This window comes from Pseudomonas sp. FFUP_PS_473, assembly GCF_002858665.1.
Classification (GTDB): domain Bacteria; phylum Pseudomonadota; class Gammaproteobacteria; order Pseudomonadales; family Pseudomonadaceae; genus Aquipseudomonas; species Aquipseudomonas defluvii.
Genome location: NZ_PJQQ01000039.1, coordinates 16,076 through 40,254, shown reverse-complemented (window position 1 = coordinate 40,254; position 24,179 = coordinate 16,076). Strand labels below are relative to the sequence as shown.

Sequence of the window (24,179 nt, the reverse complement as noted above, 5' to 3'; positions counted from 1 at the left end):
AAGTCACCCATTCAGCCACCACAGCCAAACGGGTTGCGCTAACGCGCAACGCGCCATGCCTGGCGCACAACAAAAAAGCCCGGCACTTGGCCAGGCTCTCTGTAGACGGGGCCAAATCCCTTTGGCTGGGCTCATTGTGTTCTGATGGTGTTACGAGTGGATGACAGGTCAGAAAAAGCCCGCGTGGGCTGTGCTTGATATAGTGGCCGGCAGATACGGGAAGCTTGGCAACGCTTTCAGATAAAATTAAACCACGCGCAATGGCGGCGGCGCCACATTCCGCTCTACTAGAACCCTTTCTCCGAGCACGCCCTGTAGAAGCGAATCTACCTCATCCAGTGGGAGGCAAAGATGGGAAGCGATCGTCTCTTTTGTATAACGATCTTTCCACAGTTCTTCCAAGACCTTTCTCCACAATATGGAGCGTTCTCGTGGAATTGATTCAGGTTCTTTAGAACGATATCCTGAAGTTGCTATTTGTTTACATAGCTCTCTGTAGTGCCAATCAGTAAGAAGCCCCGCGTCTTTGGATGTGCGAGCAAGCGCAGCAACTGAGACACCCCATCTGCCCTTACTAGAAATAATTTTCGCCAATGAGGGCGTTGCTGGAAGGTGCGCGATCAAGTCCTCCCTAGGAATAAGCAAGTGAGAAGCAAAAAGGTCGGCGTCTCTTTCTACTTCTCGCCCCTCGGGATACCCATGGCGATGCATCAACAGGTGTCCAAGCTCATGCGCCGCATCAAACCGGCTGCGCTCAGCAGACTTGACGGTATTCAAGAAAATGTAAGGTACATCGTCTCTCCAAAAAGAGAAAGCATCGACGTTTTTGCCCTCTGCGAGGGTGAATACACGTACTCCTTTTGACTCCAAAAGCTTAATGAGGTTTGGAATTGGGCGAAAACCAATCCCCCAATGCCTACGAATAGTAGCAGCAGCCGAAGACGGGTCTTCGGATCGTAGGTCGAGTAAATCAGGCTCCGGCAAATTGAATTTGCTGGAAACCCAATCATTAAAAATATATCCCAGAGATCCACTCGCTAGAGCTGCATCAGTTTGCTTGGCAGTCATTGCCTTGAGACTTCTGAAACTAACTTCCTGCTGATTGACTTCGTCGATGTCATCTAGGTAGAAAAAATTAACTGGGTATCCCAGGGCATTTGCTAGAGCCGAGACGGTTTCTTCGCTGGGGGATATAATCTTTCCGGTGTCTATTCTAGTCAGAGTGATGCTAGAGATTCCTGCCATCTCGGCTAATTGCTTTTTAGTAAGCTGTCTGCGCTTTCTTGCAAAGCTTAGTCGAGAGAGGTTAAGAATTGCCATTTTGTTTCTTCGTTATCACGATCTCGTGATCGTCTTCAATTTCGTCATTGATACTCACCAAGAACTTTGGAGCTTCCAGACTTTCATTGGCTACAAATATGCGTTCAAAAAAACCATTGAACTGATCGTCTTCAAACGGCTTGGGTCGCGAAACCTCAACTTGGATGCGATCTTTATAGGCTGCCACACAGACAAACCAAACGATAGGGAAGGAGCCTTCCTGGCTGGGAGATAGATGAGGTACACCATCCGAAAAAAGACTTCTCTCGTAAGGCATGGCTACCAATTGCCTAGTGCCTTCGCCTCGGCTCGATATGGCCTGTGGCTCTGTACTGCTACAGGCGCAGTCAACATTCTGAAAGCCGACCATCAAGCTCAACTGATCGTTGTAGACAAGCTCGATGTTGTTGAATTTGCGCGTCTTCCACCCGTCAGGCAGTGTCTGCAGCCTTAGCTGACGCGTGCCTTCTTGATAAGCCCTTGTCCCTGGGAAATTAACGGGGTCAACGTTTGGAAGGTATTCGGCCCTAGCGGACGACGCGGCCTTAGCAATATGGACGACTTTTTGCTTGGTCAGCCCGACTTTTGCAAGGGCGGCCTCTACATCGTAGGGATGATCAATGACTAGGGTACTTTGGTTTTGCATTGATGGCTCGCATGCTAATTTTTTGTTCCTACATTGTAGGTAAAAAAAATTAGCATGCAATAGCCATTCGTAAGGATTTGGCTCTTCCAGCCCTACTTGATTTTCACGCTCCCAGCCCATGGATGATCAGGAGGTCACTTAGCCTTCCATTGCTCAATCAACCCCTCCCGTCCCAGCCCGCATCACCTGACAAAGCCATCACCCTAACGCCTCATGATCTGATCGCGTCGCCACCGGTACTCTGCATGAGGCAGGCGCTGCTCCTCGAGCAACAAAATCTGAGCCTCTTTGTCCTCCTGCGCCGTCATGGGCATGTTGCCTTCAGGGAGTACCGCCGATTGCTTGCAAGCACCACATGCAGACAGTGCCCCCAACGCCAGAATCGCTATTAGTAGTCTCATGCCTTTCCCTAGGCGAGATACGCTTCATCGCTTCATGCAATGCACTTGGATTATCAATGGCAGTGGCGTGTGCCGGCCTTCCTGTCGTTATGACAGCCTTGCTTGTCGGTACGACCGCCATGGGCTACTGCAGATAGAGACGTGGCTGCGAGAATCGCGGCCAAGATGAGACTGGCGAATTTCATAGTGCACTCCATGTGTTGGGGAAATCCTGTTGAATCCTGTCGCTTACTCAGTTTTCGTTCTGATGACCGGCTAGACGCTTACTTTCTCTGCCTCACTCCCGGCATGGTTCAACCGGCGCCTTGCAAGGTGTCTTGACCCGGACAATGAGGCCCAAGTGGGTTTCCTCTGCATACCCGGTAAGCCTTTCCTCGCCATCCTGAAAGATGCGGCACATCCTCAACACGGCTTGAGCATCAGCGTCATTGCCAGCGAGGGTGATGCGCTCAGCGATCCGCTTCAGCTCTACCGCTGACCACTTCAGGTCAGACGCAAGGCCTTGGAGGTCGCGGCGTAGTTCTTGGCTCGATTTATCCAGAGTCATTCCTTTGTCCTCGTTACTCGGCCAGCCTTCACCTCTTCCGCATACCCCTCCAGCCTGTCCTCAATCTCCTGAAAGGCCAGGGCGATTCTCATCAGCTCGTTCGCCCCATCTTCGTCCCCCGCTGCGAGTAGCTTTTTGGCGAAAGTGAAGAGGTCGACACCGGACCACTTGATGACGGCCGCGGCATCTCTCAGGTCGCGGCGTAGTTCTTGATTGGGCTTCGTGGTCATAGTTCTTTCCTGCAGATCAGTCCATCCAGAACGTCATCAGCGCAGGAGTAGAGCACTTCTTGCTCAATCCGGAGTTCCTTGCTGATCCCCATCAGTTCCATAGCCTCGTCGGGCAGCCCCGCATTGTTGATGCGCTTGGCTATCTCTATCAGCTCAAACGCCGCCCACTCCATGATGGATGCGGATCCTTCAAGTTCTGCGTGGAGCTCTTGGTCGGGTTTGGTGGGGCTCATGAGGCTTTCCTTATCAGCGAGCATCGGTATACCAGAGGCAATGATCCATATCCCAGCCCTCTTTTTTATCTCTTGGCCGGCTTTGCGGGAGTGGGTTTCCAATCACCTACGGCCTCAATGGATACTCTAGGAAAGGTCTGGTCCTCCGGGGCGTGGTGACTGCGGACGTAGGCTTCGACAATCTTTCCACCTGCCGCGAATCGCTTTGCGAAGCTCTTGGCCCAGCGCTCACTCACATAGCCGATTTGATAGCGATAGGGGCCAAAAAAGAACCATCGCTTCACCTCGATAAAAATTGCAATCGCATTCGGGTCATGAGGGTTTTCTGGCTCTGGCTCCAGATAAACATCCATTCCATCTCGGATAAATCGCCGAATCAGATCCGCTCGACTTGTGCCGTCTGGGTTGCTAAACCCCGTCCCTTTAACCGTTAGTCGATAGACGCTTCCGTATTCAGCTTCTTCCATTGGGGAATCCTTTCATTCAATGGTGGGGCAACCTAAAAATGCCCACTGCGCTAGATCACACGGCTTGGCGAGGAGCATGGCTACAGGTCTCCGCCGCGCCAAATGACCTGACCGATTATCCGATGCTCGTTGATCTCGCTTCGCGATAGATTTCGGTCAGGGTTTTCGTTTTTGTCCTCATTGTCGCTACGAATGATCCATTGACCCATCGGCCCCTTGATCAAGCGCTTCACGATTGTCCCGTTGTCCGCACTGGTCATGACGAATACCTGGCGATCAACTGGATCTTGCTTGGATCGGTCAACCAGCAGCACGTCACGGTCATTGATCGTCGGCCACATGCTCTGGCCTTCGGCATAGATAACGATCAGATGCTTCTGATTAGCGCCCTTCATCCGCAGCCATTCGCGCTTGAAGGCGAGGGTGGAGCGAATCTCCACGTGCGGGTTTTCGCTGCCGAGGCCTGCAGCGGCTCTTGCATCGTACTGGGGTATGAATGCGTACCGGTCATCATCCGAGCCAGATACGTCCGAAAGAGCTGGAATTGGTGAGTTCGCCGCCTCTGTGGAGCGGTCAATTGTCACCCCTGGAGCAACCCTACGTATTCCAGAGGCCAGTGTGGGACTGACCTCTGCAGGCTCAAAGTCCAGAGCATCTGATAGCTTGATCAGGGCCTCCAAGTTTAGAGCAACTTTGCCGGTCATGTACTGGCTGACCGTGCTCTGAGGTGATTTCCATTCACACCTTTCGCCAACTTCTGTTTGGGTGAGCACCGGCTTGGCGGGATCTTCTCTGGATTCCTTGACCCGTTTTTTGTAGATGTCGTGAAGCCGCTTGGCGTCCGCAAGCTGCTCCTCGGATAGGGGGGTTCGAATCGGTTTCTTCATTCGCGTGATTTAGTAGCAGCGCTGCTTTTTAAGCAAACAGCACTGCTACTCTTTGCCTTGTAAATTGTAAAACAGCAGTGCTAATATCGAATCGAATGCCATATGAGACTGCCTCCAATGAAAACCGTAACCCTTGAGGAGTACCTGAGCGGGCATGGAACCCAGAGCGACCTCGCCAAGGCTCTAGGTATCCAGCAGAGCGCGGTTTCCCAGATGTTCCGCTCAAAGCGCGACATCCGAATCACCATTTACGAAGACGGGCGTGTTGAGGCGACCGAGATTCGCTCGATCCCTGCACGCAAATCCGCCGCCTAGCCCAATCCTTTCACTCATGAAACGGGTGTACCCATGGCCTATGACGACAAGACACACCGGCATGAGCACCAGGTGAAGTCGCGCTTCGATGACGAGGTCTTTCAAGAGCTGAAAGACGTTGCCTGTGAGGTCAAGCGTCAACACAGCGTACTGGCACGCGAAATCGTCGAAGCCGCCCTGAAGTTCAGGCGAGAGCACGGTGAGCTGCCATTCGGTTTGGAGAAACGCGCCTGATCAGGCCAAGGAGGCGTTATGCCCGACGTAGTGGAGAACGTGGTGAAGAGTCTTAGCAGGAGCGACCAAGCGGAGCTGGCGCAGTGGGGGGCGGAGAAGGGCATGACCTCCGAAGAGGTGGTGGCAACGCTCATGCGGCTGATGGATGCCATCCCTAGCAAAAAGCCCAGTAGCAACGTTGTCCCGTTTCCCCTGAAGAGGTAATGGCCTTCCCTAATTAGGGACCGCCCGCAACGAATTAACGGGGTCTCTATTGAGGGACGAGAAAAGTTGGTCATGGATGCGGCCTTGATCAGTAAACAGATTTCTATGAACCCAGATTACGAGCGAGAGAATCACATGGATACGTCCAGCTTCAGACACTCGATTCAAACCCGCGATCAGGTGTTGGTTGCTCACGCCCAGAACCAAATTGCGCGCACCAGCCTAAGCCAGGACGACTTTGCTCATGCCTTGAGTCGCGAGCTGCACCGGTCCTGCCCGGACAAGGCAAAAGCAAAGGAAGTCCCGGATTTCAGCTCTACCAAAATCGCCGGCGACGTCACCGAGTTTGTGAAGGCAACCGGCCGCTGGCTTAAGCGCGTTCAGCGCTGGCTCTCCGGTGATCAGGACCTGCCGTCCTGGCTGGAAGAGGCATGGGTGAGCGCGCTAGAGCCAGAGTTTCGCGACCACTGTGTGAATGAACTCGCTAGCCGGCACGGCCTGATCGGTGCTCGCCAAATGGAAAGCCAGCAGTGCGCTAACAAAAGCTTCGGCGCACTAGTTCGTGCGCTGGGCGATGTGATCGATACCGGCAGTGAAGTCTTTGATGACCAAGTGATGTGCGAGGAGGACCTGCCTCACCTGCCGGCGTTCGCAAAGCAATGCCGCCAAGTTGAAGCAAGGGCAGGGGAGTTAGGCCGTAGGGCTGAGGAGCTTCTGGCGAATGCTCGGCCGGCACTGAAATCAATCGCCTGAATCGCAGGCACAAAAAAGCCGGTGGCTAGACCGGCTTCTTCAACAACAACGTGGAGTCGATTATGCACACTGCAATCGATGCAGGCAATAGCACCACTATCGCGTCAGGCTATGGCATCACCGCGAATCTGACGCGACAGGTCATGTCGTCGCGAGAGATCGCCGAGCTGACCGGAAAGCGTCACCCTGACGTCAAGCGCGACATCCAGGCCATGGCGAAAGACCTGAAGGAAGATGTGAGCAGTTTTGCGCGCATCTATCTTGACGGCATGAACCGCCAGCAGACCGAGTACCTGCTGGACCGGGAGCACACAGACTGCTTGCTGACTGGCTACAGCGCTTTGATGCGCTTGGCTGTGATCAAGCGTTGGCGTGAATTGGAGGAGGGCAGTGCACGCGTCATTGCCACGCTCCCTGACTTTTCTAACCCGGCTGCCGCTGCGCGCGCCTGGGCTGAGCAATTTGAGCTGCAGCAAGCTGCCAGCCAGGCCTTGGCCATCGCAGCACCGAAAGTCGCATTCGTCGATCAGTACGTTGAGGCCGCTGGCTCGATGGGCTTTCGGCAAGTGGCCAAGCTGCTGAATGCCAACGAGCGCCAGTTCCGCCAGATGCTTCTGGATAAAGGCGTCATGTACTACCTGGCCGGCGTACTCACCCCGTATAGCCACCATCAAGATGCTGGGCGCTTCGAAGTGAAAACCGGAACGAGTGCTTCCAATGGACACGCATTCAACCAGGCCCGCTTCACGTCGAAGGGCGTGCAGTGGGTTGCCGGCTTGTGGGCGGATTACCAGATCCGGGCGGTGGTATAGCCATGCAGTTCACCATTCACATCAATCAATCGCTTGCCTTGGAGTGGGGTTTGAATGCCCAGCAGGCGTTGCTGTTTGCGTTTGTCTACGAGTGCCCCAGCTGGGCCAAGCCGGTCAAGACAGATAGCGGGATCTACTTTGCGCTGAGCAAGGCCAAGATCGTCGAAGAACTGCCACTGCTGACCGATAAGCCAGATACTGCATACCGACTGCTCAGGGCTCTCGCTGAGGCTGGTCTGATCGAGCTGTCGAGCACTTCCAGCATCACATTGGTGCGACTGACCGAGAAGGGCAAAGAGTGGAATCGCAAGCTCGATTGGTCGGAAAAATATCCGACCACAAAGCCCGGAAATGGTCGGAAAAATATCCGAGCTACCTCGGAAAAATCTCCGAGCAAGGTCGGAAATAAATCCGAGCCAGGGTCGGAAAAATCTCCGACAAATCAAGGTACCAGTAATCAGGTAACCAATCAGGGTACCAGTCAGCAGCCGCATGAGATTCAAGAAGTTATCGCCGAGCAGGATCGTCAGGCGCTGGAGTCGCAGGACGACCGGCAGCGCTTCGCCATGTTCGCCGAGTGGAATCCACCGGCTGACCTGGTGAGCACCCAGCTGAAATTGGCCGGCCTGACCCTGGAAGCGCTGACCGAGGAAACGCTCGTGAGCTTTCTGGGTTACTACGTCGCCAAACCTCGGGTGCTCGACAGCAACGGCGGCTGGTGCTTCCGCCTGGCCAAGTGGCTCAAGAGCGAGAAGGCCAAGGCTGCAGCCGAAGCAGAACTGGACGAGACCAAATCCAACTGGGCACAGAAGGGGGTGCGCCTGTGACCGCGACCAATGTTCGACAACTCCTCGCCAATCGCAAAACCGATCCGACCTACCAGCCACCGGCTGAGCCAGGCCATGTACCGATTGATCCAGCAACCCAGCAGGTCATTGAGGATTTGTTCCTGCGGTTGCGCGGCGCCTGCGGTGCTTGGCGCCAATCCTGGCCAACGCCTTCCGTGATGGATGCGGCCAAGCTGGAATGGCTCGGCGAGTTCATGCGTTCCGGGATCACTCGCCTTGAGCAGATCGACCACGGCATGCGCGTGCTGAGCGCGAGCAGGTCCGCGTTCGTTCCGGCGCCGGGGGTGTTCGTCAGTTGGTGCTTCGCGCCGGAAGGCCTTGGCCTCCCCAGCGTCGAGAAGGCCTACGCCCAAGGCCTGCGCAACTGCCACCCGGCCATGCGCGGGTCGGCGAAGTGGATGCATCCAGCCGTTTATCACGCAACTGCCGCCGCAGGCTTCCACAGCCTGCCGTTGATGTCGCGTGAGCTCGGGCTGAGCTGCTTCGAGAAGCACTACCTGGCGCAGTGCCGGAAGATTTGGAAAGGCGAGAGCCTGGGGCCGGTACCGGTCGCCGAGCTTGCTGCACCGCCCGCGCCACGCACTCTCGATGTGGGGCGTGCCGCGCTGCAGGCGCTGCGTGCGGGTCGAGGTGCACGCGCATGACCGATCCGATGCTGGCTGCGCCTGACCTCACTGAGTACCGCTGGGCGCTGTACGCCTGCGGTCACCTGCTGGACCTCACCAATAAGCCCCAGCCGCCTGTTGGCCTGTACCGCGACGAAGCATCGGCGCGAACTCACGGCCTGCGTATGTGGCCATCCACTTTCACTGTCATCGATCTTCACGGAGACGACCGCCAATGAAGCAATCCAAGCTGACCAAAGCCGCGCGCGGCCGGGAGTGCCAGGTGCGCATTCCTGGTGTTTGTAACGGCAATCCCGAAACCACTGTGCTGGCTCATTACCGGATGTCCGGTACCTGCGGTGTCGGCATGAAGCCGAATGATCTGCAGGGCGCCTGGGCATGCAGCGCTTGTCACGACGCCTGCGATGGTCGCAGTAACACAGTTGGCCGCGAAGAGGCTCGTCAGTGCCACGCCGAGGGTGTCATGCGTACGCAGGCCATTCTGATCAGCGAGGGAGTGGTTGCCGCATGAATGGCCAGAAGCCTCCGTTTCGAAACCCTACGTCACTGCCTTCTGCCAAGAAGCCCCACGCCAAGCCCGTTGACCGCGAAGGCCCCGAGCAGGCCGCACTGATGCGGGAAATCGAGCTTCGTTATCCGCAGGTATTCGAGCTGATCTACCACGTCCCTAATGGTGGCAAGCGTCATCCCGCTACCGCCAAAAAACTCAAGGAACAAGGCGTTAAGGCTGGTATCCCTGACCTGGTGCTGACCATGGCGCGCGGTGGTTACTTCGGCCTGTATATCGAGTTCAAGGCGACCATTGAGCCTGCCCTCGTGTCGGCCAGTCAGTCGGCCTGCTTGCGCCGGTTGAATGAGCAGGGCTATCTGGCGGTCGTTTGCAGGGGGCACTTCGATGCCATGGAGCAGATCCGGGCCTACCTGCGCATGGCGCCGACCGTGGTGGCCGCATGACGATGGCGGTCGCGTTCTCCGATGCCGAAATTCGTCGGCAGGCGGCTGACCCATCGGCGGTACTGATGCGTGATCCTCGTCACCCGGGCCTGTATTTCCGGTTCACCGAAGCACGCCCGCGCGGCACCTGGTATCTGGTGGTACGCAAGCGCTGGAACCGGATCGGCGCCTATCCTGACCTGCCGACCAAGACCGTGCTGGCTGCGCTGCCAGACCTGCGTCAGCGTCTGGCGAGCGACACCCAGGCCAGTGCTGCCGTTTCGGCATGGAGCACGCTGGGGGAACTGCTAGCCTGGTACAGCGACCGCATGAGCCGAGATCGCAGCCTGTCGGCCAAGCGCAAGGCCACGGCCAAGTCGGCGATTGCTTGCCACCTGATTCCACGCGTAGGCGGCTTGGCCTTTGCCGACGTGCGCCACGGCACCCTCGACGCTCAGCTGATGTGGCCGCTGCAGGCCACCCTGTCACTGGAGTTCGTCCGACTGATCTTCGGCTTGCTGGTGGTTGCCTGTCGTCGGGCGCACACGCTGGGTCTGATTCCGAGCAACCCGATGGCCGGGATCAAGTTCAGCGACTTCTCGAAGGCCAAGATCAAGGCGAAGGCTGCACGGCTGCGTGGTGTGCAGATTGAGCCGCTGCTTGCCCAGCTTGAGGGCGTATGGGCGGAGGAACCGGCCGATGCGATGCTGGCCTTGTTGATGCTGTGCCACGGTACCCGCGTCGGTGAGACCCGAATGGCTCAATGGCCACACTTCAGCCTGGCCGAGCGCAAGTGGCATATCCCGGCTGAGCACACCAAGACGCGTGTTGAGCACTCGCTGCCGCTGACCGACCAGGTGTGCGTCCTGCTGACCCAATACAGAGACACCCAGCTCGCCAGTGGCTACACCGGCCAGTATCTGTTCCCGGCCCGTAACGGCAAGGGCATGAGCGAGGGCCAGGCCAGCGCCGTGTTCACCCGACTAGGGAAGGGTGAGTGGACCAGCCATGACCTGCGCAAGTTGGCCCGCACCGGCTGGGCTGACCTGGGTATCGACTTCCTGATCGGCGAGATGCTGATCAACCACGCGATGGGTCACAACGTGCAGGCCTATATCCACACCACGGTCGAGGAGCGTAAGCGCATTGCCCTGGAGCAGTGGCACGCCCATTTAGACGGCAAGGGTTTGATCCTCATTCACGGGTTGAAGGAGGGTAGAAACGAAGATTCGCGCAATGCGCTGGAGGCCGCGCAGAACAAGGGCTGCGGCACCATCAACAAAACAACCATAGGCGAGGATTCAAAGGCATGAAAAAGAGCCATGGGCCCGCCTTCCGCAAGCAGGTGATCGAACTGGCCCAGTGCCCAGCATGCCGGGGGATGGCAGTCATCAAAGGGGTGTTTCACGAGATGGCCTGCTTGCCGTGCAACGCATCTGGCTGGGTGGTGGCCGCAACTGGCGATGCTCTGCCGGTTGATGAACTGGTCACCCAGTTGAGCCTGCGTTTGCAGGCCGCGCAGCGCCAGATCGAACAGTTGAACAGGCCAGCGCTTATGGGGCCGGCTGCGCAGTACCAACAGAACAACCGTCGCGGTGCCGGCGGAACGAATTACACCGGGGATTGAGGGGAAGGACATGATCTATAGCAGCGTATCGGGGGCGGTAGTTGCGGCATTGGCAGCAGGCGAGAAGGGCGCTGCAAAAGGGCAGGCGTGGCAGAAACTGTACAAGGCAGCCGAAGAGGAGGGTGGCTGCCTGGCCTCGCTGAGCAGTCCTTCACATGGTTTGGATCGTACCCAGGTGGATTACTGGCTGTCGGCGCGCCTGCATCACCTGCTGATCCCGCGACACTGGGATGCCCTGGTGGCGAAGTACAGCACTAGTAAGGTGAAGAAGGTTCAGGCGATCACAGCGGTGAGGCCGCTCATTGCCAGCCCGGCACCGCAACTGTTCATCTACAAGGCGGTGACGGCCTGGGCGATCCCGAAGCTGAAGGGCGCACGACGTAAGGCGCCGCGCTCGGTGTCGGTCGAGGTCCCGCTTGACGCTTCACCATGGCGCCGGGAGGCGACGGTAAATGCTGCAGTCGCCGCAGGTCAGGCAGAGAGGCGCCGGATCGAGGCGCTGGAAGAGGATGTGATCATTCTGGCGGACAGCTTCTACGATATGAACACCTGGGATCTGGATGCCACGCCTGAGCCGACACGGCGCCGTTGGAGAGCGCAAATCAACGAGAAGCTCGACGGCATGGTAGATGAAGCCCTGGCCGAAGTACGGGTGATTCTCGAAGCTGAGGGACTGCTGGTCTATGAGGCCGCGTGAGTTGCCCATGGCGAGCTCTTCATCCACCATCTCCTGTTAGCCGGGACAGATAGCTGTCCCGGCACTACCACCGAGGAGATAGGGAAGATGCAAGGACTACTCATTCCACTGAGTTTCGCGATCTGGATCGGCGTTTGGATACTAATCGTCAAGAAGAGAGGCCGTCTTGGAAAGGTCTCTGGGAACTTAATCGGCGGCCTTGTTGGGCTTATCGTTGCGACAGTATTCCTTCGCGCTCTGATTCCAGAGCTTGCTCCCGAGGAGAAAGCAACTGCTGCCCGCAGCGTTGCTTCGCCAGTTGTTGCCCAGGCGCCAAGCCAGCAGAAACCATCCGTCCCAGCTGAGGCTATCGACAAAATCACCCTCTTGTACCTCAAACACAAGGTCTACCCGAACGATCCAACCGTCTGCGAGGCGGAGCGCATTGGCGGCCGAGATATGGTCGGCTGCAGGGCTCAGGGCTGGGGTGGTAACAGCCAGGTTCACGTCTGGGAGTATTCCCAAGGGAAGTTTAAGTCGATTAACGGCAGCGCACGTTCATTGGCTGAAACCAAGTTCTCGAATGAAAGTGCTGTGGAGGTCAGTCCTCTACCCCTGCCGAGCGATATCAAGGTCGATGAGGTGGTGAAGGTTTTCGCGAAAGGGTGATTGGATTTCGACATCAGTATTGACAGGCGTGAGCGACTGAGCGAAATTATTCCCATCCTGTCATTCCTGCGCGTGTTGAGGAGTGACTCAAATAACCCGACTTTCGAGTCGGGTTTTTTATGGGGCATGAATTGTGGAGCCTGTGCAAGCGGCGACTGTGCTGGGTTGGGGAGAGATTCTCAAAATCGTCTTGGCTAGCGGTGTCGTGGCGGCGCTGATAGGCATCTTGAAAGATGTTTTTTTAAAGCGTCGAGAGAGGAAGCAAGATGCGTTGTTCGCCGCGATAGGCTTGGTCGCCAAGCTTGATCTGTACGCCCTCCAGTCTCGGGCGAGGCTCTGGGACTATGATGAGCGTACGGCTGAGCTAAATCCTCATCAGCACGATCAAAACTGGCCCACCTGCACCTATCCCGATCTCGAAATCTCAGACGATGCTTTAAAGCATTTGAGTCTTGAGCATGCCAGTGACTTGGCGTGGATTTCGACCGAAAAGGCGATAGCGGGCCAGTACCTCAGTATTGTTGACGAAGTCTCGTTTGATCCGACTGAAGTGCACGCCCGTAAAGCAGAAGTTGTAGGCTATTTCGGCTATGAGGCCTTCTTGTTAGCTCGAAAGCTTAGGACTGCATATGGTCTTCCATCATTTGGTCAGCGATGGGGAGTTCATGAGGATTTTCCAGACCTATTAAGAGCTTGGAAGAAGACAAAAAACGAGGTCGCTAGGCACGCTCAACCACTTACCGCTGATGACATCTAAGTAATTTTTAGTTCCGATAGCCCAGTCAATGACTGGGCTTTTTTATTTCCGCTCCCCGCAACGGGAGGAATCGAGATGCCGACCATGCCCGAGAAGGATCCTGGCCTGTGGGCCGCCGCGCTTGCCTGGCTGATAGCACATCAGCCGCAGCTCTATACAGGTGGCATTGCTGCAGCGGTAGCTATGTGCCGAGTGGTCTACGGCGGTGGCCGAGGTCGTAAAGTGGTCCTTGAGGGGGCGATCTGCGGCCTGATCGCAATCAGCTTGCTGCCCGTCCTGGAGTACTTCGCGTTGCCGCCGAACCTGTCGGTCTTCGCTGGCTGCATGGTTGGCTTCATGGGCGTCGAGAAGTTGCGTGAGTATTCGGACCGCTTCATGAGCAAGAAAGCGGAGGGCTGACACATGACCCTCGCCGATCAAGGCAAGACCCAAAGACCCTATGGCTACCGCTGGCAACAAGCCCGGGAAGGCTGGTTACGCAAGAACCCGCTCTGCGTTCGCTGCAAACAATCGGGCCTCAATAAGCCGGCCACCGTCGTCGACCACATCCAACCACACCGCGGTGACATGACCCTGTTCTGGGATCGGACCAATTGGCAATCGCTGTGCACCAACTGTCATAGCTCCTACAAGCAACGCCTTGAGAAGTCAGGGCGCGAGGTTGGGTGCGACCTCAGCGGAAGGCCGCTGGACCCACGGCACCACTGGAATCGGCCCTCCTGAAAGCCTCCGGGCGCTGCGGGGCCCCATGATCCAGGGTAGGGGGGGTGAAAATGTTTTTCCTGAAACCTTTCCTGACCCTTCGCCCCCCTTCGTGCGCAAAGCCGCGAAATGAAATGATTTTTTTTGGGATCAAAAAATGGCTGGGAGAAGACCGACCCCGACAGAGCTGAAGCTGGTCAGGGGGAATCCCGGCAAGCGCCCGATCAACAAAAAAGAGCCACTGCCGGCCAAGCGCATTCCCAGCACTCCGGCGCATCTCACTGATGAAGGTCAAGTGGCCTGGGGGCGACTCACCGTTCTGCTTGATCGCATGGGCGTGCTCACTGAAGCAGATGGCTTTGCGCTTGAGCGACTCTGTGATTGTTATTCCGAGATTCTCGCTTTGCGCGAACTTGTTGACGCCAATGGGCGAACCTACGAGACCACCAGCACCCAAGGTGAGCTGGTGATTAAAGCGAACCCTGCTGTTGCCATGCTCGCTGACGCCGACCGACGCTTTAAAAGTTACCTGGTCGAATTCGGCCTCACCCCAGCCGCCCGATCTAAAGTCCAGATAAAAACCGATGACGACCAAGAAGACCAGTTCGCGGAGTTCTTCGGTTGAGGATCCTGCTACCCAGTATGCGCGTGAAGTGCATTCCGGTGAGCGAGTCGCCGGGCCGGACATACGAAACGCATGCGCCCGTCATCTGAAGGACTTAAAGGAAGGGCATAAACGCGGGTTGGTTTGGGATCTGGAGGAGGCCAACAAGGCCATTAGGTTTTACCGCACGGTCCTGAAACTTAACGGTGGTGAGTTCGAAGGTCTGCCATTTGAGCTGTTGCCTTGGCAGAAATTTATCGTCGGCAGCATTTTTGGTTGGAAGACCAATGATGGCTACCGGCGCTTTCGCGTGGTTTACGTCGAGAGTGGGAAGGGCTCAGGAAAATCACCGTTAGCCGCCGGGGTGGGGCTGAAAGGCTTGGTCGCAGACAATGAGGCGCGGGCCGAAATCTACGCGGCGGCGACGAAAAAAGACCAGGCGATGATCCTGTTTCGAGACGCCGTTGCGATGGTGCAGCAGTCGCCGGAGCTGACGAAGCGCCTGGCCTGCAGTGGCACCGGTCAGAACATCTGGAACCTGGCTTACCTCAAGGCTGGATCGTTTTTCCGCCCGATCAGCTCCGACGACGGTCAGTCAGGTCCCAGGCCGCACATGGCGTTGATTGACGAGGTGCATGAACACAAGACCAACCTTGTCGTGGAGATGATGCGAGCCGGCACCAAGAGCCGTAAACAGGCACTGATTTTCATGATCACCAACAGCGGCTCAAATAAGCGCGGACCGTGCTGGGAGTATCACGAGTACGGGGCCAGGGTTGCTTCCGGCGCGCTGATTGACGACGGTTTTTTCGCCTACATCTGCTCGCTGGATGAGGGTGATGATCCGATCAAGGATGAAAGCTGCTGGTTCAAGTCGAACCCGTCACTGCAGGACGCCGACCTACCAGGCATGAAGTACCTGCGTGAACAGGTGACGGAGGCGCGAGGGATGCCGAGCAAAGAGGCGATGGTTAGGCGGCTGAACTTCTGCGAGTGGACGGGCGCCGAATCGCCCTGGATCTCATGGGATGTTTGGAGCCAGGCCGAAGAGCGCGTACCGATGTCGCTTCTACGCAACCGTCCGTGCGTGGGCGGGCTGGACCTTTCCAGCACCACCGACCTGACATCCTTTGTTTTGCTGTTCTATCCGACCTATGAGGATCCGCACTGGCGGCTGCTTCCGTATTTCTGGATTCCCGATTTCGAGCTGGATAAACGTGAAGCGAGGGACAAGGTGCCTTATGCGGCCTGGATCAAGTCGCGGGATCTTGAAACCACGCCGGGTCGAGCCATCAGCAAGCTGCATGTACTTCGCAGGATGCAGACCATTTGTGACTTCTTCCAGGTGGACAAGATTGCTTTTGACCGGTGGCGTATTGAGGACATGCGTCAATTGATGACTGAGTACGATATCTCGCTGCCGCCGCTGGTTGAATTCGGGCAGGGCTTCAAGGATATGGGGCCAGCGGTAGACGAATTTGAGCGCCGCTTGCTTGGGATGGCCGAACTCAGGCCTGAAGGTGACGATTCATCAGATGAACTCTTTGATGATGCACCCCCAGTCGAAACGGTGGAGTCCTTGCGTCATGACGGTAACCCCGTTATGACCTGGTGCGCGGGTAACGCGGTGATCGTTTCTGACCCGGCAAACAACCGCAAAGCAGACAAGGCCAAGGCTACCGGGCGAATCGACGGGATTATCGCGGCCATCATGGCGACTGGTATCAGCGGGGCAGTCTCAAGCGGTAGCAGTGGCACATCCATCTATGACGAAGGAGTCGGGGTTTGAACATCATCGCAATTGCAGCGTGGCTGGCTGGTCTGGTCGGCTTCGGCCTGCTGGTCGGCGGGGTCGCTCTGATTCATGTGCCCACTGCTTTTATCATTGCGGGGCTTGGCCTGATTGGCTGGGCCTGGCTGGCTGACAAGGCTGCCGCCCGCGCTCAATTCAAACGCAATCCCGAAGGGGGCTGAGCATGTTCTTCAGCAATCTGCTCGGCGCCAATGAGGGTGCAGTTTCCGACGGGAGTAGCGGCTTCTGGCGCGGCCTGATTGGCTCTGGTCGGTCGGCCGCAGGGGTGACTGTCACGCCGGACACCGCCTTGGCAATCACGGTTCTCCAGAATTGCGTCACGCTGTTGGCAGAGAGCATTGGCCAGTTGCCGCTTGAGATGTACCGCCGGCTCGGGGATGGCAAGCGTGAAGTCGCTTCAGGTCACCCGCTTTACGATGTGTTGCGCTACCAACCCAACCCGTGGCAGACACCCTATGAGTACCGGGAAGCTGGGCAGCTGGCATTGGGTTTGAGAGGCAATTGCTACAGCTACATTGAGCGGGGTGATGACGGCGCAGTGAAAGCGCTTTATCCGCTTCACAACGATAAGGTGCTGGTCCTCAAGGGCGGAGATCTCCGGCCGGTGTATCGCATTGGCGGACATGAGCCGTTGCCTATGCGCTTGATACATCATGTGCGTTGGCACACGAAAAACCATTACACGGGCCTGTCGCCCATTGAGCTGCATGCAGATGCTGTCGGCTTGGCACAGGCGGTTAGGCAGTACGCGGGCAAATCATTCGCCAACGGTACCGCCGTCAGCGGTGTAATTGAGCGACCGCGGGAGGCGCCGCCAATTAAGGAACAGGTCAGCATCGACCGCATCCTCGATCAGTGGGGGACCAAGTTCTCCGGCATCGACAACGCCAAGAAGGTCGCGATGCTGCAGGAGGGTATGACCTTCAAGCCGGTATCGATGAATAACGTTGATGCCGAACTACTGGGCATCCTCAAGGCTACCGGCCTCGATCTGGCGCGGATCTACAAGATCCCCCCTCACATGGTTAACGACCTGGAAAAGGCCAGCTACAACAGTCTTGAACAACTGCTGATTCAGTACGTGATCTTTGCCTTGATGCCATGGGTCAAGCGGCATGAGCAGGCGATGATGCGCGACTTTTTACTGCCGGCCGAACGGCGGGAGTACTTCATCGAGTTCAACCTTTCCGGCTTGCTGCGAGGCGACCAGAAGAGCCGTTACGACGCATATGCGATCGGTCGCCAATGGGGATGGCTGTCGATCAATGACATTCGCCGCCTGGAAAACATGCCGCCGGTGGCCAACGGTGATAGCTACCTGCAGCCGCTGAACATGACTGATGTGGCGCATGGCCTACCCAACATGAACAACCCCGACGTCCGCGCTCAGCTCGAGCAGCAGCGCGACGACATCTTGAGGATGCTTGCCGCATGAAACGACATCTGCGCGCCGCCAGTCTGCTGTTCAATCAGCCGCTGTTGACCACCCCCGATATGCTGGATATGGCTGTGCGCTGGGCCAACCAGACGATGAGCCTGAATATCGTCAACTTGAACATGGGAGGAGCGGCAGCCAATCCCAAGCTGTTTTATGACGATGAGGATTACCAGGCGCAGCAGGATCGCCGCGAAGAGCAGCGCCGTGCTGCGATCGCCCAAACGGGTGTTGAGGTGATTCCGGTGCACGGGGTGCTAGTGAGTCGCGGCAGCCATCTGAATGCTTGCGAAACGATGACCAGCTACGAGGGGTTACGTGCAGCGCTGAATCAAGCGGTGGCCGACCCCATGGTCGAACACATTGTGCTCGACATTGACAGCCCAGGCGGCAGCGCAGTCGGAGCCTTTGAGCTGGCAGCGGATATTCGCGCAGCAACCAAGATCAAGCCCATCACCGGCTTGGTCAACTTCATGGCGTACTCTGGTGGCTACCTGATTGCGGCCGCATGTACAGACGTAGTGGTCAGTCTGACCTCTGGCGTGGGGTCCATTGGCGTGATTGCCAGCCACATGGACCGGTCCAAGATGATCGAAGGTATGGGCGTCAAGGTCACTACGGTGTTTGCAGGGGCGCACAAGAATGACCTGAGCCCAAACGAGCCGATCACTGATCAGTCACTTCAGGTGCTGAATGAGATTGTCCAGGAGAGCTACCAACTCTTCACGACCCATGTTGCCGAGTACCGTGGTCGTGACGTGACCGACATCATTGCCACTGAGGCCGGATGTTATCGCGGCGCGACTGCCATTGCTGTTGGCCTCGCAGATCGCCTGGAGTCACCGCAGCTCGCGGTAGATAACTTGTCTCAAGCAGTCGCCATCAGTCGCGCGCAACGGCAGGGCGGCATTCAAGCACGACAGCGAATCAGTGTGCAGGCCTCAGCCTTCGCCATTCAGTCTCAACTCTGACCGCGTTCGCGGCAGTGATCTCAACCGCCTATTGGCGGTTTTTTTATGCCCAGGAGGCAGTATGTCCCTCGTAACTCAATTGCGTAGCGAACGCGCCACTATCAATGGCCAGATTCAGGCGCTGGCTCAACTTGAAGCTGCGGGCACCTCGCTCAGTGCAGAGCAGTTGGCCCAGTTCGAGCAGCTCAGCGTTCAGTTCAACAGCCTGACCGACAAACTTTCTCGAGCTGAAGCCGCCGAGCGAATGGCCGCGACCAATGCGGTGCCCGTCGATGAGAGCGCTCAAGGCCTGAATGGTCCACCCGGAAACATCAGTGGTCCATTTACTGCAAAGCCTGTGCCAGGTGCCAACATGGCGCAGATGGTACGCGTGCTCGCTGCTGCGCGCGGCGATCAACATGCCGCCGCCAAGATGGCGAAGGACTCAGGCTACAGCCCTGAAATCGCCATGGCTCTGAGCACCGTTACCCCGGGTGCTGGCGGGGTTCTGGTACCGCAAAGCTTCTCCAGCGAAGTAATCGAACTGTTGCGGCCGAAGTCGGTGGTGCGCAAGCTCGGCGCCGTCTCCCTGCCGCTGCAAAACGGGAACCTCACAGTACCGCGAATTAAAGGCGGCGCAGTCGTCGGCTACATCGGTACCGAGGAGGATATGCCGGCTACCGATATGCAGTTCGACGATCTGAAACTGTCGTCGAAAAAGCTGGCGGCCTTGGTTCCGATCAGCAACGACCTGCTGGCGTACTCGGGCACCAACCCGAGCGTTGATCGTCTTGTCGTGAACGATCTGACTGCCTCTGTAGCAACGGCAGAAGACCTGTCCTTCCTGCGTGGCGCAGGCACCGGCAACCTGCCCAAAGGGCTGCGTTTCTGGGCGCCGGCTTTCAACGTGTTCGCGGCACCGGCAGCAGTGACGCTTGAGGCTGTCGAGTTTGCCTTGTCTGCCTTGATCCTGCGCCTGGAGAATGCCAACTCCAATATGACGGCTCCCGGCTTTGCCATGGCGCCGCGTACCAAGCGCTGGCTCTCGGCGCTGCGTGATGGCAATGGCAACAAGGCCTATCCAGAGCTGGACCAGAACATGCTGAAGGGCTTCCCAGTAGGCTCCTCTACCCAGATCCCGATCAACCTGGGGGCCGATGGCGATGCCTCGGAAATCCATTTCGCAGACTTCGCGGACTGCTTCATTGGCGAAGACGACGCGATGGTCATCGACTTCAGCAAGGAGGCTACCTACAAGGACGGCAGCGGCAACGTCATCAGCGCCTTCCAGCGTGATCAGACGTTGGTGCGCGTGATTGCCAAGCATGACTTCGGCCCACGGCACGTTGAGTCGGTGGCAGTGATGACCGACGTCAAATGGGGCAGCACCCTCTAACACACCCGGCCCGGAGCTCCGGGCCTTCCATGACTCAGTTTAGGGGAGCATCCCATGTCCAAAGTTATCGTTACCTTTGAAAAAAACTGGCGCGGTTATGCCGCCGGAGAAACTGCAGGCTTTGATTCCAGCGTTGCAGATAGCCTGATTGAGGCAGGCTATGCCATTGAGGCTGACAAGAAGGCTTCAAAAAAGGGCAAGACTGGTGCGAATAGCAATGCACCCAGTGGGGCACAGGGTAGTACCGGAGCAGATGACTCCGGTACCGGTAGCAAGCCAGGTGCGGAATCGGATGCTGATGGGAAGCCCTGATCATGGCGCGCCGTATCGCCTACACGGGGCCGCCCGTGCTGACGTTGGAGCAGGTTGCGTATCAATGTCGGGCTGAGCCGGAAGATCTGCAACCAGAGTTGATCGAGCAGATCATCATTCCCGGTGTTACCGCGCAATGCGAGTCCAAAACCGGCGCCGCGATTCGGGCTGCCCTGTACGAAGAGGATTGGCCTGAGCACTTCGCGTCGGGGCACCCACTGGATGTTGGGCAGGTAACAGAGGTCGAATCAGTTCACCTGCTGGACGACGGCGCAAGCCCTGAGCTGTTTTCCGGTGCGGTTGAGGTTCGTTCCAGTGGGCGGGAAAGCTATCTGCATTTCCCTGGTGGCCGGCCATCAGGTGCGCTGCGTATTCGATACCGTGCGGGCGTGAACATTGAGGCCTACCCCGGTGTACTGAGCTGGTTGCTGATGGCGGCGGAAACGGTATTCACCCACCGAGGGCTTTTGGTCGTCGGGCAATCCCTGGCCGAAGTCCCGGCGAGTTTCGTCGACCACCTGTTGGCGGATATCACCGTGCCGCCGAGGTTCTAGCCATGGCGATCAGAGAGCCTTCCTCGGGCGAGCTTCGCGCTCGCATGGCTGTTCGAGTTCGTGTCGACAAGCCAGCAGGCCCCGGCCTAGTGCCTGAGTTCACTCATGTTTGCAATCGTTGGGCAAAGGTAGAGCCGCTGGGAACGGCGACCTATGCCAATGCTCAGCAAACCGGCAACAAGATCACTCACCGCCTTTACTGCCGTCACATTCCGGGTTTGGACTCGGCGTATGAGCTCGTTTGGCATGATCGGGTGTTCCGCGTCCGCCGGCCAACCGATCTGGCTGGGCGCATGGTGTGGTCGGTGATCGAAGTTGAGGAGCTGGGGCCAGATGGTCCGCCTGCCAACGAAGGGGGAAGCGATGAGCAATTCGGTTTCCGTTGACGGCTACCTGCATATCGAAGGCTTTGAAAAGTTCGACTTTGAAGCCTTCAACAAGCGCAAAGTTCGGGCGGGCATGCGCAAGGTTGGTGCCCTGGTCACTGGCCGCGCGCAGATGAACCTGGCGCTTGGCGGTGGGCAGGCGGGCTACCCGGAGAGTCGAACCGGCGCGACGGTCGATTCGATCAGCTACAAGGTGTCGCGCTTTGGCTTTCTGGTGCGAATTGCACCGACCAAGACCGACAGCATGGGGGAGGATTTCTACCCCGCATACCTGCACTACGGGGTACGGCTTGGGTCCAAGCCTCGGGCGCTAGCGCCGGGCAAGGGGCGCGGTAAGAGTAATCGCCGTGCCAGTGGCCAGCGGCAGGCGTTGGTGGCTGCCCGGAAGGGAAACGGCTGGCGCATCACGCCGCGAGACAACTACATGACCGATGCCTTGGCGGACACCAAGGCGGACGCCCAGCGCATCTTGCGGCAGACCTTTTCCGATGCGCTGTTGAACTGACGGCCCAGGCGCCGCCCAAGCCCCGTAATGGGGCTTTTTTGTGCCCGAGAGGAAAGCATGCGAATCACCCCAGTGATCGAGCAACTGAAACAGCGCTGCCCGTCTTTTGAAAACCGGGTGGCGGGCGGTCTGGATTGGGACCCGGTAAAGGGCAGTGCGCTGATGAAGCTGCCTGCAGCGTATGTGATCCCCACCGGTGACGGGGCCGATGAGCCGGAGCAGCAGAACGTCATTGTTCAGCAGGTCAGGGACGCCATTGATGTGTGCGTCGTACTGAAGAACTACGACGAGCGCGGGCAGCAGGTTGCCGACCAGTTGCATTTGGTTCGGGCCAGTCTCTGGCGTGCTCTGGTTGGGTTTGAGCCTGATAAGGATTACGGGCAACTGCTGTATGACGGCGGGTCTTTGCTGCTTATCGACCGTGATCGGGTGGTTTACCGGTTCCGGTTCTTTGCTGACTTCCAGCTGGGCAACCTCACCATTGGGTCTGGTACCAGCCCGGAAACGTGGCAGGCATGCACGCTGCTGGGCCTTCCTCCGCTGGAAGGGGTCGACACGTCGCTCGACTTTATCGACCCCGTGGTCGACCGCAATGTCGCCCCCGAGGGGCCTGACGGGCGTATCGAAATCAAAACCCGAGAGGACTTATCTCAATGACTCAGATTTACCTGAAGCCGGTAGCGGGGCGTGACAACCCGATGCCGGAGAAGGGCGGCGAACTGCTGCCCGAAGAGGGCGCCTATGTGCCCCGTAATGCGTACTGGGTGCGCCGCCTGAATGCGGGTGACGTGATAGAAGCCAAGCCCAAGAAAGAGGCCAAGGTATGAGCGTCGGTTTCAGCAACATTCCGTCTGATATTCGTGTCCCGCTGTTCTGCGCCGAGGTTGATAACTCGATGGCGAACAGCGGCGCCGGTGCCGGACTTCGCCGCCTGATCATTGGCCAGGTCAACGACAACGCCGATGCCGGCGAAATCGGTAGCCTGGTGCTGGTGTCGCGCACCTCTGAAGCCATTGCCATCGGCGGCGCCGGCTCGATGCTGGCCGCAATGCACCAAATGCACCGCGCTATCGACATCGCCGGTGAGGTCTGGTGCCTGCCGTTGAAGGTCGACACTGGCGCGACTGCGACCTGCAGCGTTACCGTAACGGGCAACGTGACAGCAGCAGGCGTGATCAACCTGTACGTGGCTGGCCAGCGTGTGCGCTCTGCCGTGGTTGCCTCGGCGTCGGCTGAGGCCGTGGCCACCGGCTTGGCGACCAGCATCAACGCCGCTACTGACCTGCCTGTTACTGCTCAGGCTGCAGGCGCTGTCGTGACGCTGACGGCAAAGTTCAAGGGTGACCTCGGCAACGACATTCAAGTCGAGCTGAATCGCCTGGGTCGCGTCAATGGCGAGGTGACACCGGCAGGCCTGGTGCTGGCAGTCACTGCCATGACTGGCGGTGCTGGTTCGCCTGACATGGCCATGGCGCTGGCAGCACTGGGCGATGAAGAGTTTGAGTTCATCACCCAGCCCTGGACCGACAGCGCTACGCTCGATGACTGGAAAGACGTCATGGATGACAGCGCCGGTCGCTGGTCGTGGGCCAAGCAGCTCTATGGCCATGTGTACAGCGCCAAGCGCGGTACGCTCGGCCAACTGGTGGCGGCTGGGCGCTTGCGCAATGACCCGCACATGACGATTCACGGCTTTGAACCTGGCGTGCCCCAGCCCGTCTGGGAGGTCGCGGCGCAGTGGGGGGCACGCACGGCGGTGTTCATCAGCGCGGATCCGGCTCGGCCCACGCAGACCGGTGTGTTGGGGGCTATTGCTCCCGCTGCTGCGAGCGACCGTTTCATGCTGTCCGAGGCGGATTCCCTGCTGAAAAGCGGCATCGCTACGGCATCGAGCAGTGGCGGCGAGTACCGCATTCAGCGCGCCGTGACGACCTACCAGCGTAACGCCTTCGGCCAGCCGGATGACTCCTATCTGGACAGCGAAACGCTGCACCAGTCGGCGCACGTTATCCGCTACCTGCGTAGCCGGATTACCAGCAAGTACGGGCGCTGCAAGCTGGCCAACGATGGCACCAACTTCGGCGCTGGCCAGGCAATCGTCACGCCGCTGGTGATCCGTGGCGAACTGATCGCGGCGTACCGTGAGCTGGAGCGCGCCGGGATCGTTGAGAACACCGAGCTGTTCAAGGCGCAGCTGATTGTCGAGCGCGACGCGAGCAACCCGAACCGCCTGAACGTGTTGTTCCCGCCGGATCTGGTCAATCAGTTGCGCGTGTTTGCGCTGCTCTATCAGTTCCGCCTGCAGTACGAAGACGCGGCGTAACCCTTCCACATCCA

At 57.9% G+C, this 24,179-nt stretch carries 38 protein-coding genes; 30 read left to right on the top strand and 8 right to left on the bottom strand.

The features are described 5' to 3' along the window. Positions 1-246: 246 nt before the first annotated feature. The 8 genes from CYD26_RS21240 to CYD26_RS21200 form a co-directional block, all read right to left on the bottom strand. Positions 247-1,320: an ImmA/IrrE family metallo-endopeptidase gene (locus CYD26_RS21240; RefSeq protein ID WP_102053566.1), complete on the bottom strand. Its 1,074-nt coding sequence runs from the start codon at positions 1,318-1,320 to the stop codon at positions 247-249. Then, entirely contained in the window at positions 1,307-2,086 is a 780-nt protein-coding gene (locus tag CYD26_RS21235; protein WP_145991806.1) for a hypothetical protein, read from the bottom strand. The genes CYD26_RS21240 and CYD26_RS21235 overlap by 14 nt, the downstream gene beginning before the upstream one ends. Positions 2,087-2,420: 334 nt before the next feature. Beyond that, positions 2,421-2,552 carry a YHYH domain-containing protein gene (locus CYD26_RS21225; RefSeq protein WP_102053563.1) on the bottom strand — a complete coding sequence of 44 codons (132 nt, stop codon included), beginning with the start codon at positions 2,550-2,552 and terminating at the stop codon, positions 2,421-2,423. 92 nt (positions 2,553-2,644) lie between these two features. After that, positions 2,645-2,914, bottom strand: a complete 270-nt coding sequence (locus tag CYD26_RS25590) for a hypothetical protein (protein WP_102053562.1) — start codon at positions 2,912-2,914, stop codon at positions 2,645-2,647. Then, positions 2,911-3,144: a hypothetical protein gene (locus CYD26_RS21215; RefSeq protein WP_102053561.1), complete on the bottom strand. Its 234-nt coding sequence runs from the start codon at positions 3,142-3,144 to the stop codon at positions 2,911-2,913. The genes CYD26_RS25590 and CYD26_RS21215 overlap by 4 nt, the downstream gene beginning before the upstream one ends. Then, a complete protein-coding gene (locus CYD26_RS21210) occupies positions 3,141-3,377 on the bottom strand; it encodes a hypothetical protein (RefSeq protein WP_145991805.1) in 237 nt (78 codons plus the stop codon). Before CYD26_RS21210 ends, CYD26_RS21215 begins: the two co-directional genes overlap by 4 nt. 65 nt (positions 3,378-3,442) lie before the next feature. Next, complete coding sequence (locus CYD26_RS21205) at positions 3,443-3,844, bottom strand: HIRAN domain-containing protein (RefSeq protein WP_102053559.1); 402 nt, start codon at positions 3,842-3,844, stop codon at positions 3,443-3,445. Positions 3,845-3,924: 80 nt separating this feature from the next. Further along, positions 3,925-4,731 (bottom strand): S24 family peptidase, encoded by an 807-nt coding sequence (locus CYD26_RS21200; RefSeq protein ID WP_102053558.1) that lies wholly within the window; start codon positions 4,729-4,731, stop codon positions 3,925-3,927. A 117-nt stretch (positions 4,732-4,848) separates the two neighbouring features. Here CYD26_RS21200 and CYD26_RS21195 point away from each other — a divergent pair, with 117 nt between their 5' ends. The 30 genes from CYD26_RS21195 to CYD26_RS21050 all read left to right on the top strand — a co-directional run bounded on the left by CYD26_RS21195 (position 4,849) and on the right by CYD26_RS21050 (position 24,165). Next, positions 4,849-5,046, top strand: coding sequence for a helix-turn-helix transcriptional regulator (locus tag CYD26_RS21195; RefSeq protein WP_102053557.1), 198 nt, complete (start codon positions 4,849-4,851; stop codon positions 5,044-5,046). A 33-nt stretch (positions 5,047-5,079) separates the two neighbouring features. Then, positions 5,080-5,280: a hypothetical protein gene (locus tag CYD26_RS21190; protein ID WP_099775259.1), complete on the top strand. Its 201-nt coding sequence runs from the start codon at positions 5,080-5,082 to the stop codon at positions 5,278-5,280. An 18-nt stretch (positions 5,281-5,298) separates the two neighbouring features. After that, complete coding sequence (locus CYD26_RS21185) at positions 5,299-5,484, top strand: hypothetical protein (protein ID WP_099775258.1); 186 nt, start codon at positions 5,299-5,301, stop codon at positions 5,482-5,484. 135 nt (positions 5,485-5,619) lie between these two features. Beyond that, positions 5,620-6,237, top strand: coding sequence for a hypothetical protein (locus CYD26_RS21180; protein WP_102053568.1), 618 nt, complete (start codon positions 5,620-5,622; stop codon positions 6,235-6,237). A gap of 143 nt (positions 6,238-6,380) precedes the next feature. After that, positions 6,381-7,049: a phage antirepressor KilAC domain-containing protein gene (locus CYD26_RS21175; RefSeq protein WP_218197063.1), complete on the top strand. Its 669-nt coding sequence runs from the start codon at positions 6,381-6,383 to the stop codon at positions 7,047-7,049. A gap of 2 nt (positions 7,050-7,051) precedes the next feature. Continuing rightward, positions 7,052-7,876 (top strand): DnaT-like ssDNA-binding domain-containing protein, encoded by an 825-nt coding sequence (locus CYD26_RS25265; RefSeq protein WP_102053555.1) that lies wholly within the window; start codon positions 7,052-7,054, stop codon positions 7,874-7,876. Further along, positions 7,873-8,541 carry a replication protein P gene (locus CYD26_RS21165; RefSeq protein WP_102053554.1) on the top strand — a complete coding sequence of 223 codons (669 nt, stop codon included), beginning with the start codon at positions 7,873-7,875 and terminating at the stop codon, positions 8,539-8,541. Before CYD26_RS25265 ends, CYD26_RS21165 begins: the two co-directional genes overlap by 4 nt. Further along, on the top strand, positions 8,538-8,741 hold the full coding sequence (locus tag CYD26_RS21160) for a hypothetical protein (protein ID WP_256587500.1): 204 nt from the start codon (positions 8,538-8,540) through the stop codon (positions 8,739-8,741). The genes CYD26_RS21165 and CYD26_RS21160 overlap by 4 nt, the downstream gene beginning before the upstream one ends. Continuing rightward, positions 8,738-9,034 carry a DUF1364 domain-containing protein gene (locus tag CYD26_RS21155; protein ID WP_102053553.1) on the top strand — a complete coding sequence of 99 codons (297 nt, stop codon included), beginning with the start codon at positions 8,738-8,740 and terminating at the stop codon, positions 9,032-9,034. Before CYD26_RS21160 ends, CYD26_RS21155 begins: the two co-directional genes overlap by 4 nt. Further along, positions 9,031-9,477 (top strand): VRR-NUC domain-containing protein, encoded by a 447-nt coding sequence (locus tag CYD26_RS21150; RefSeq protein ID WP_102053552.1) that lies wholly within the window; start codon positions 9,031-9,033, stop codon positions 9,475-9,477. Before CYD26_RS21155 ends, CYD26_RS21150 begins: the two co-directional genes overlap by 4 nt. Then, a complete protein-coding gene (locus CYD26_RS21145; RefSeq protein WP_102053551.1) occupies positions 9,474-10,769 on the top strand; it encodes a site-specific integrase in 1,296 nt (431 codons plus the stop codon). The genes CYD26_RS21150 and CYD26_RS21145 overlap by 4 nt, the downstream gene beginning before the upstream one ends. After that, positions 10,766-11,083 carry a hypothetical protein gene (locus CYD26_RS21140; RefSeq protein WP_102053550.1) on the top strand — a complete coding sequence of 106 codons (318 nt, stop codon included), beginning with the start codon at positions 10,766-10,768 and terminating at the stop codon, positions 11,081-11,083. The genes CYD26_RS21145 and CYD26_RS21140 overlap by 4 nt, the downstream gene beginning before the upstream one ends. Before the next feature lie 10 nt (positions 11,084-11,093). Then, positions 11,094-11,780, top strand: a complete 687-nt coding sequence (locus CYD26_RS21135) for a hypothetical protein (protein ID WP_102053549.1) — start codon at positions 11,094-11,096, stop codon at positions 11,778-11,780. A gap of 87 nt (positions 11,781-11,867) precedes the next feature. Beyond that, positions 11,868-12,428, top strand: a complete 561-nt coding sequence (locus tag CYD26_RS21130; RefSeq protein WP_102053548.1) for a hypothetical protein — start codon at positions 11,868-11,870, stop codon at positions 12,426-12,428. 133 nt (positions 12,429-12,561) lie between these two features. Next, entirely contained in the window at positions 12,562-13,185 is a 624-nt protein-coding gene (locus tag CYD26_RS21125) for a hypothetical protein (RefSeq protein WP_102053547.1), read from the top strand. 75 nt (positions 13,186-13,260) lie between these two features. Beyond that, on the top strand, positions 13,261-13,584 hold the full coding sequence (locus CYD26_RS21120) for a phage holin, lambda family (RefSeq protein ID WP_102053546.1): 324 nt from the start codon (positions 13,261-13,263) through the stop codon (positions 13,582-13,584). A gap of 3 nt (positions 13,585-13,587) precedes the next feature. Beyond that, the gene (locus CYD26_RS21115) at positions 13,588-13,908 is read left to right on the top strand and encodes an HNH endonuclease (RefSeq protein ID WP_102053545.1); all 321 of its coding nucleotides are present in this window, start codon (positions 13,588-13,590) and stop codon (positions 13,906-13,908) included. A 136-nt stretch (positions 13,909-14,044) separates the two neighbouring features. After that, a complete protein-coding gene (locus CYD26_RS21110) occupies positions 14,045-14,512 on the top strand; it encodes a phage terminase small subunit P27 family (protein WP_102053544.1) in 468 nt (155 codons plus the stop codon). Beyond that, positions 14,472-16,280, top strand: a complete 1,809-nt coding sequence (locus CYD26_RS21105) for a terminase large subunit (protein ID WP_102053543.1) — start codon at positions 14,472-14,474, stop codon at positions 16,278-16,280. Before CYD26_RS21110 ends, CYD26_RS21105 begins: the two co-directional genes overlap by 41 nt. Then, positions 16,277-16,465 (top strand): hypothetical protein, encoded by a 189-nt coding sequence (locus tag CYD26_RS21100; RefSeq protein WP_102053542.1) that lies wholly within the window; start codon positions 16,277-16,279, stop codon positions 16,463-16,465. Before CYD26_RS21105 ends, CYD26_RS21100 begins: the two co-directional genes overlap by 4 nt. A 2-nt stretch (positions 16,466-16,467) precedes the next feature. Continuing rightward, positions 16,468-17,739, top strand: a complete 1,272-nt coding sequence (locus CYD26_RS21095; RefSeq protein WP_102053541.1) for a phage portal protein — start codon at positions 16,468-16,470, stop codon at positions 17,737-17,739. Then, positions 17,736-18,710 carry a S49 family peptidase gene (locus CYD26_RS21090; protein WP_102053540.1) on the top strand — a complete coding sequence of 325 codons (975 nt, stop codon included), beginning with the start codon at positions 17,736-17,738 and terminating at the stop codon, positions 18,708-18,710. Before CYD26_RS21095 ends, CYD26_RS21090 begins: the two co-directional genes overlap by 4 nt. A gap of 61 nt (positions 18,711-18,771) precedes the next feature. Further along, a complete protein-coding gene (locus tag CYD26_RS21085) occupies positions 18,772-20,085 on the top strand; it encodes a phage major capsid protein (RefSeq protein WP_102053539.1) in 1,314 nt (437 codons plus the stop codon). 54 nt (positions 20,086-20,139) lie between these two features. Continuing rightward, positions 20,140-20,397, top strand: a complete 258-nt coding sequence (locus CYD26_RS21080; protein WP_102053538.1) for a hypothetical protein — start codon at positions 20,140-20,142, stop codon at positions 20,395-20,397. 2 nt (positions 20,398-20,399) lie between these two features. Then, positions 20,400-20,951 carry a hypothetical protein gene (locus CYD26_RS21075; RefSeq protein ID WP_102053537.1) on the top strand — a complete coding sequence of 184 codons (552 nt, stop codon included), beginning with the start codon at positions 20,400-20,402 and terminating at the stop codon, positions 20,949-20,951. A 2-nt stretch (positions 20,952-20,953) separates the two neighbouring features. Beyond that, on the top strand, positions 20,954-21,337 hold the full coding sequence (locus CYD26_RS21070; protein ID WP_102053536.1) for a head-tail adaptor protein: 384 nt from the start codon (positions 20,954-20,956) through the stop codon (positions 21,335-21,337). After that, the gene (locus tag CYD26_RS21065) at positions 21,315-21,842 is read left to right on the top strand and encodes a hypothetical protein (protein WP_102053535.1); all 528 of its coding nucleotides are present in this window, start codon (positions 21,315-21,317) and stop codon (positions 21,840-21,842) included. Before CYD26_RS21070 ends, CYD26_RS21065 begins: the two co-directional genes overlap by 23 nt. 57 nt (positions 21,843-21,899) lie before the next feature. After that, positions 21,900-22,499, top strand: coding sequence for a hypothetical protein (locus CYD26_RS21060; protein ID WP_102053534.1), 600 nt, complete (start codon positions 21,900-21,902; stop codon positions 22,497-22,499). Beyond that, positions 22,496-22,669, top strand: a complete 174-nt coding sequence (locus tag CYD26_RS21055) for a DUF2635 domain-containing protein (protein WP_102053533.1) — start codon at positions 22,496-22,498, stop codon at positions 22,667-22,669. Before CYD26_RS21060 ends, CYD26_RS21055 begins: the two co-directional genes overlap by 4 nt. Beyond that, positions 22,666-24,165 carry a phage tail sheath subtilisin-like domain-containing protein gene (locus CYD26_RS21050; protein ID WP_102053532.1) on the top strand — a complete coding sequence of 500 codons (1,500 nt, stop codon included), beginning with the start codon at positions 22,666-22,668 and terminating at the stop codon, positions 24,163-24,165. Before CYD26_RS21055 ends, CYD26_RS21050 begins: the two co-directional genes overlap by 4 nt. Positions 24,166-24,179: the final 14 nt, after the last annotated feature.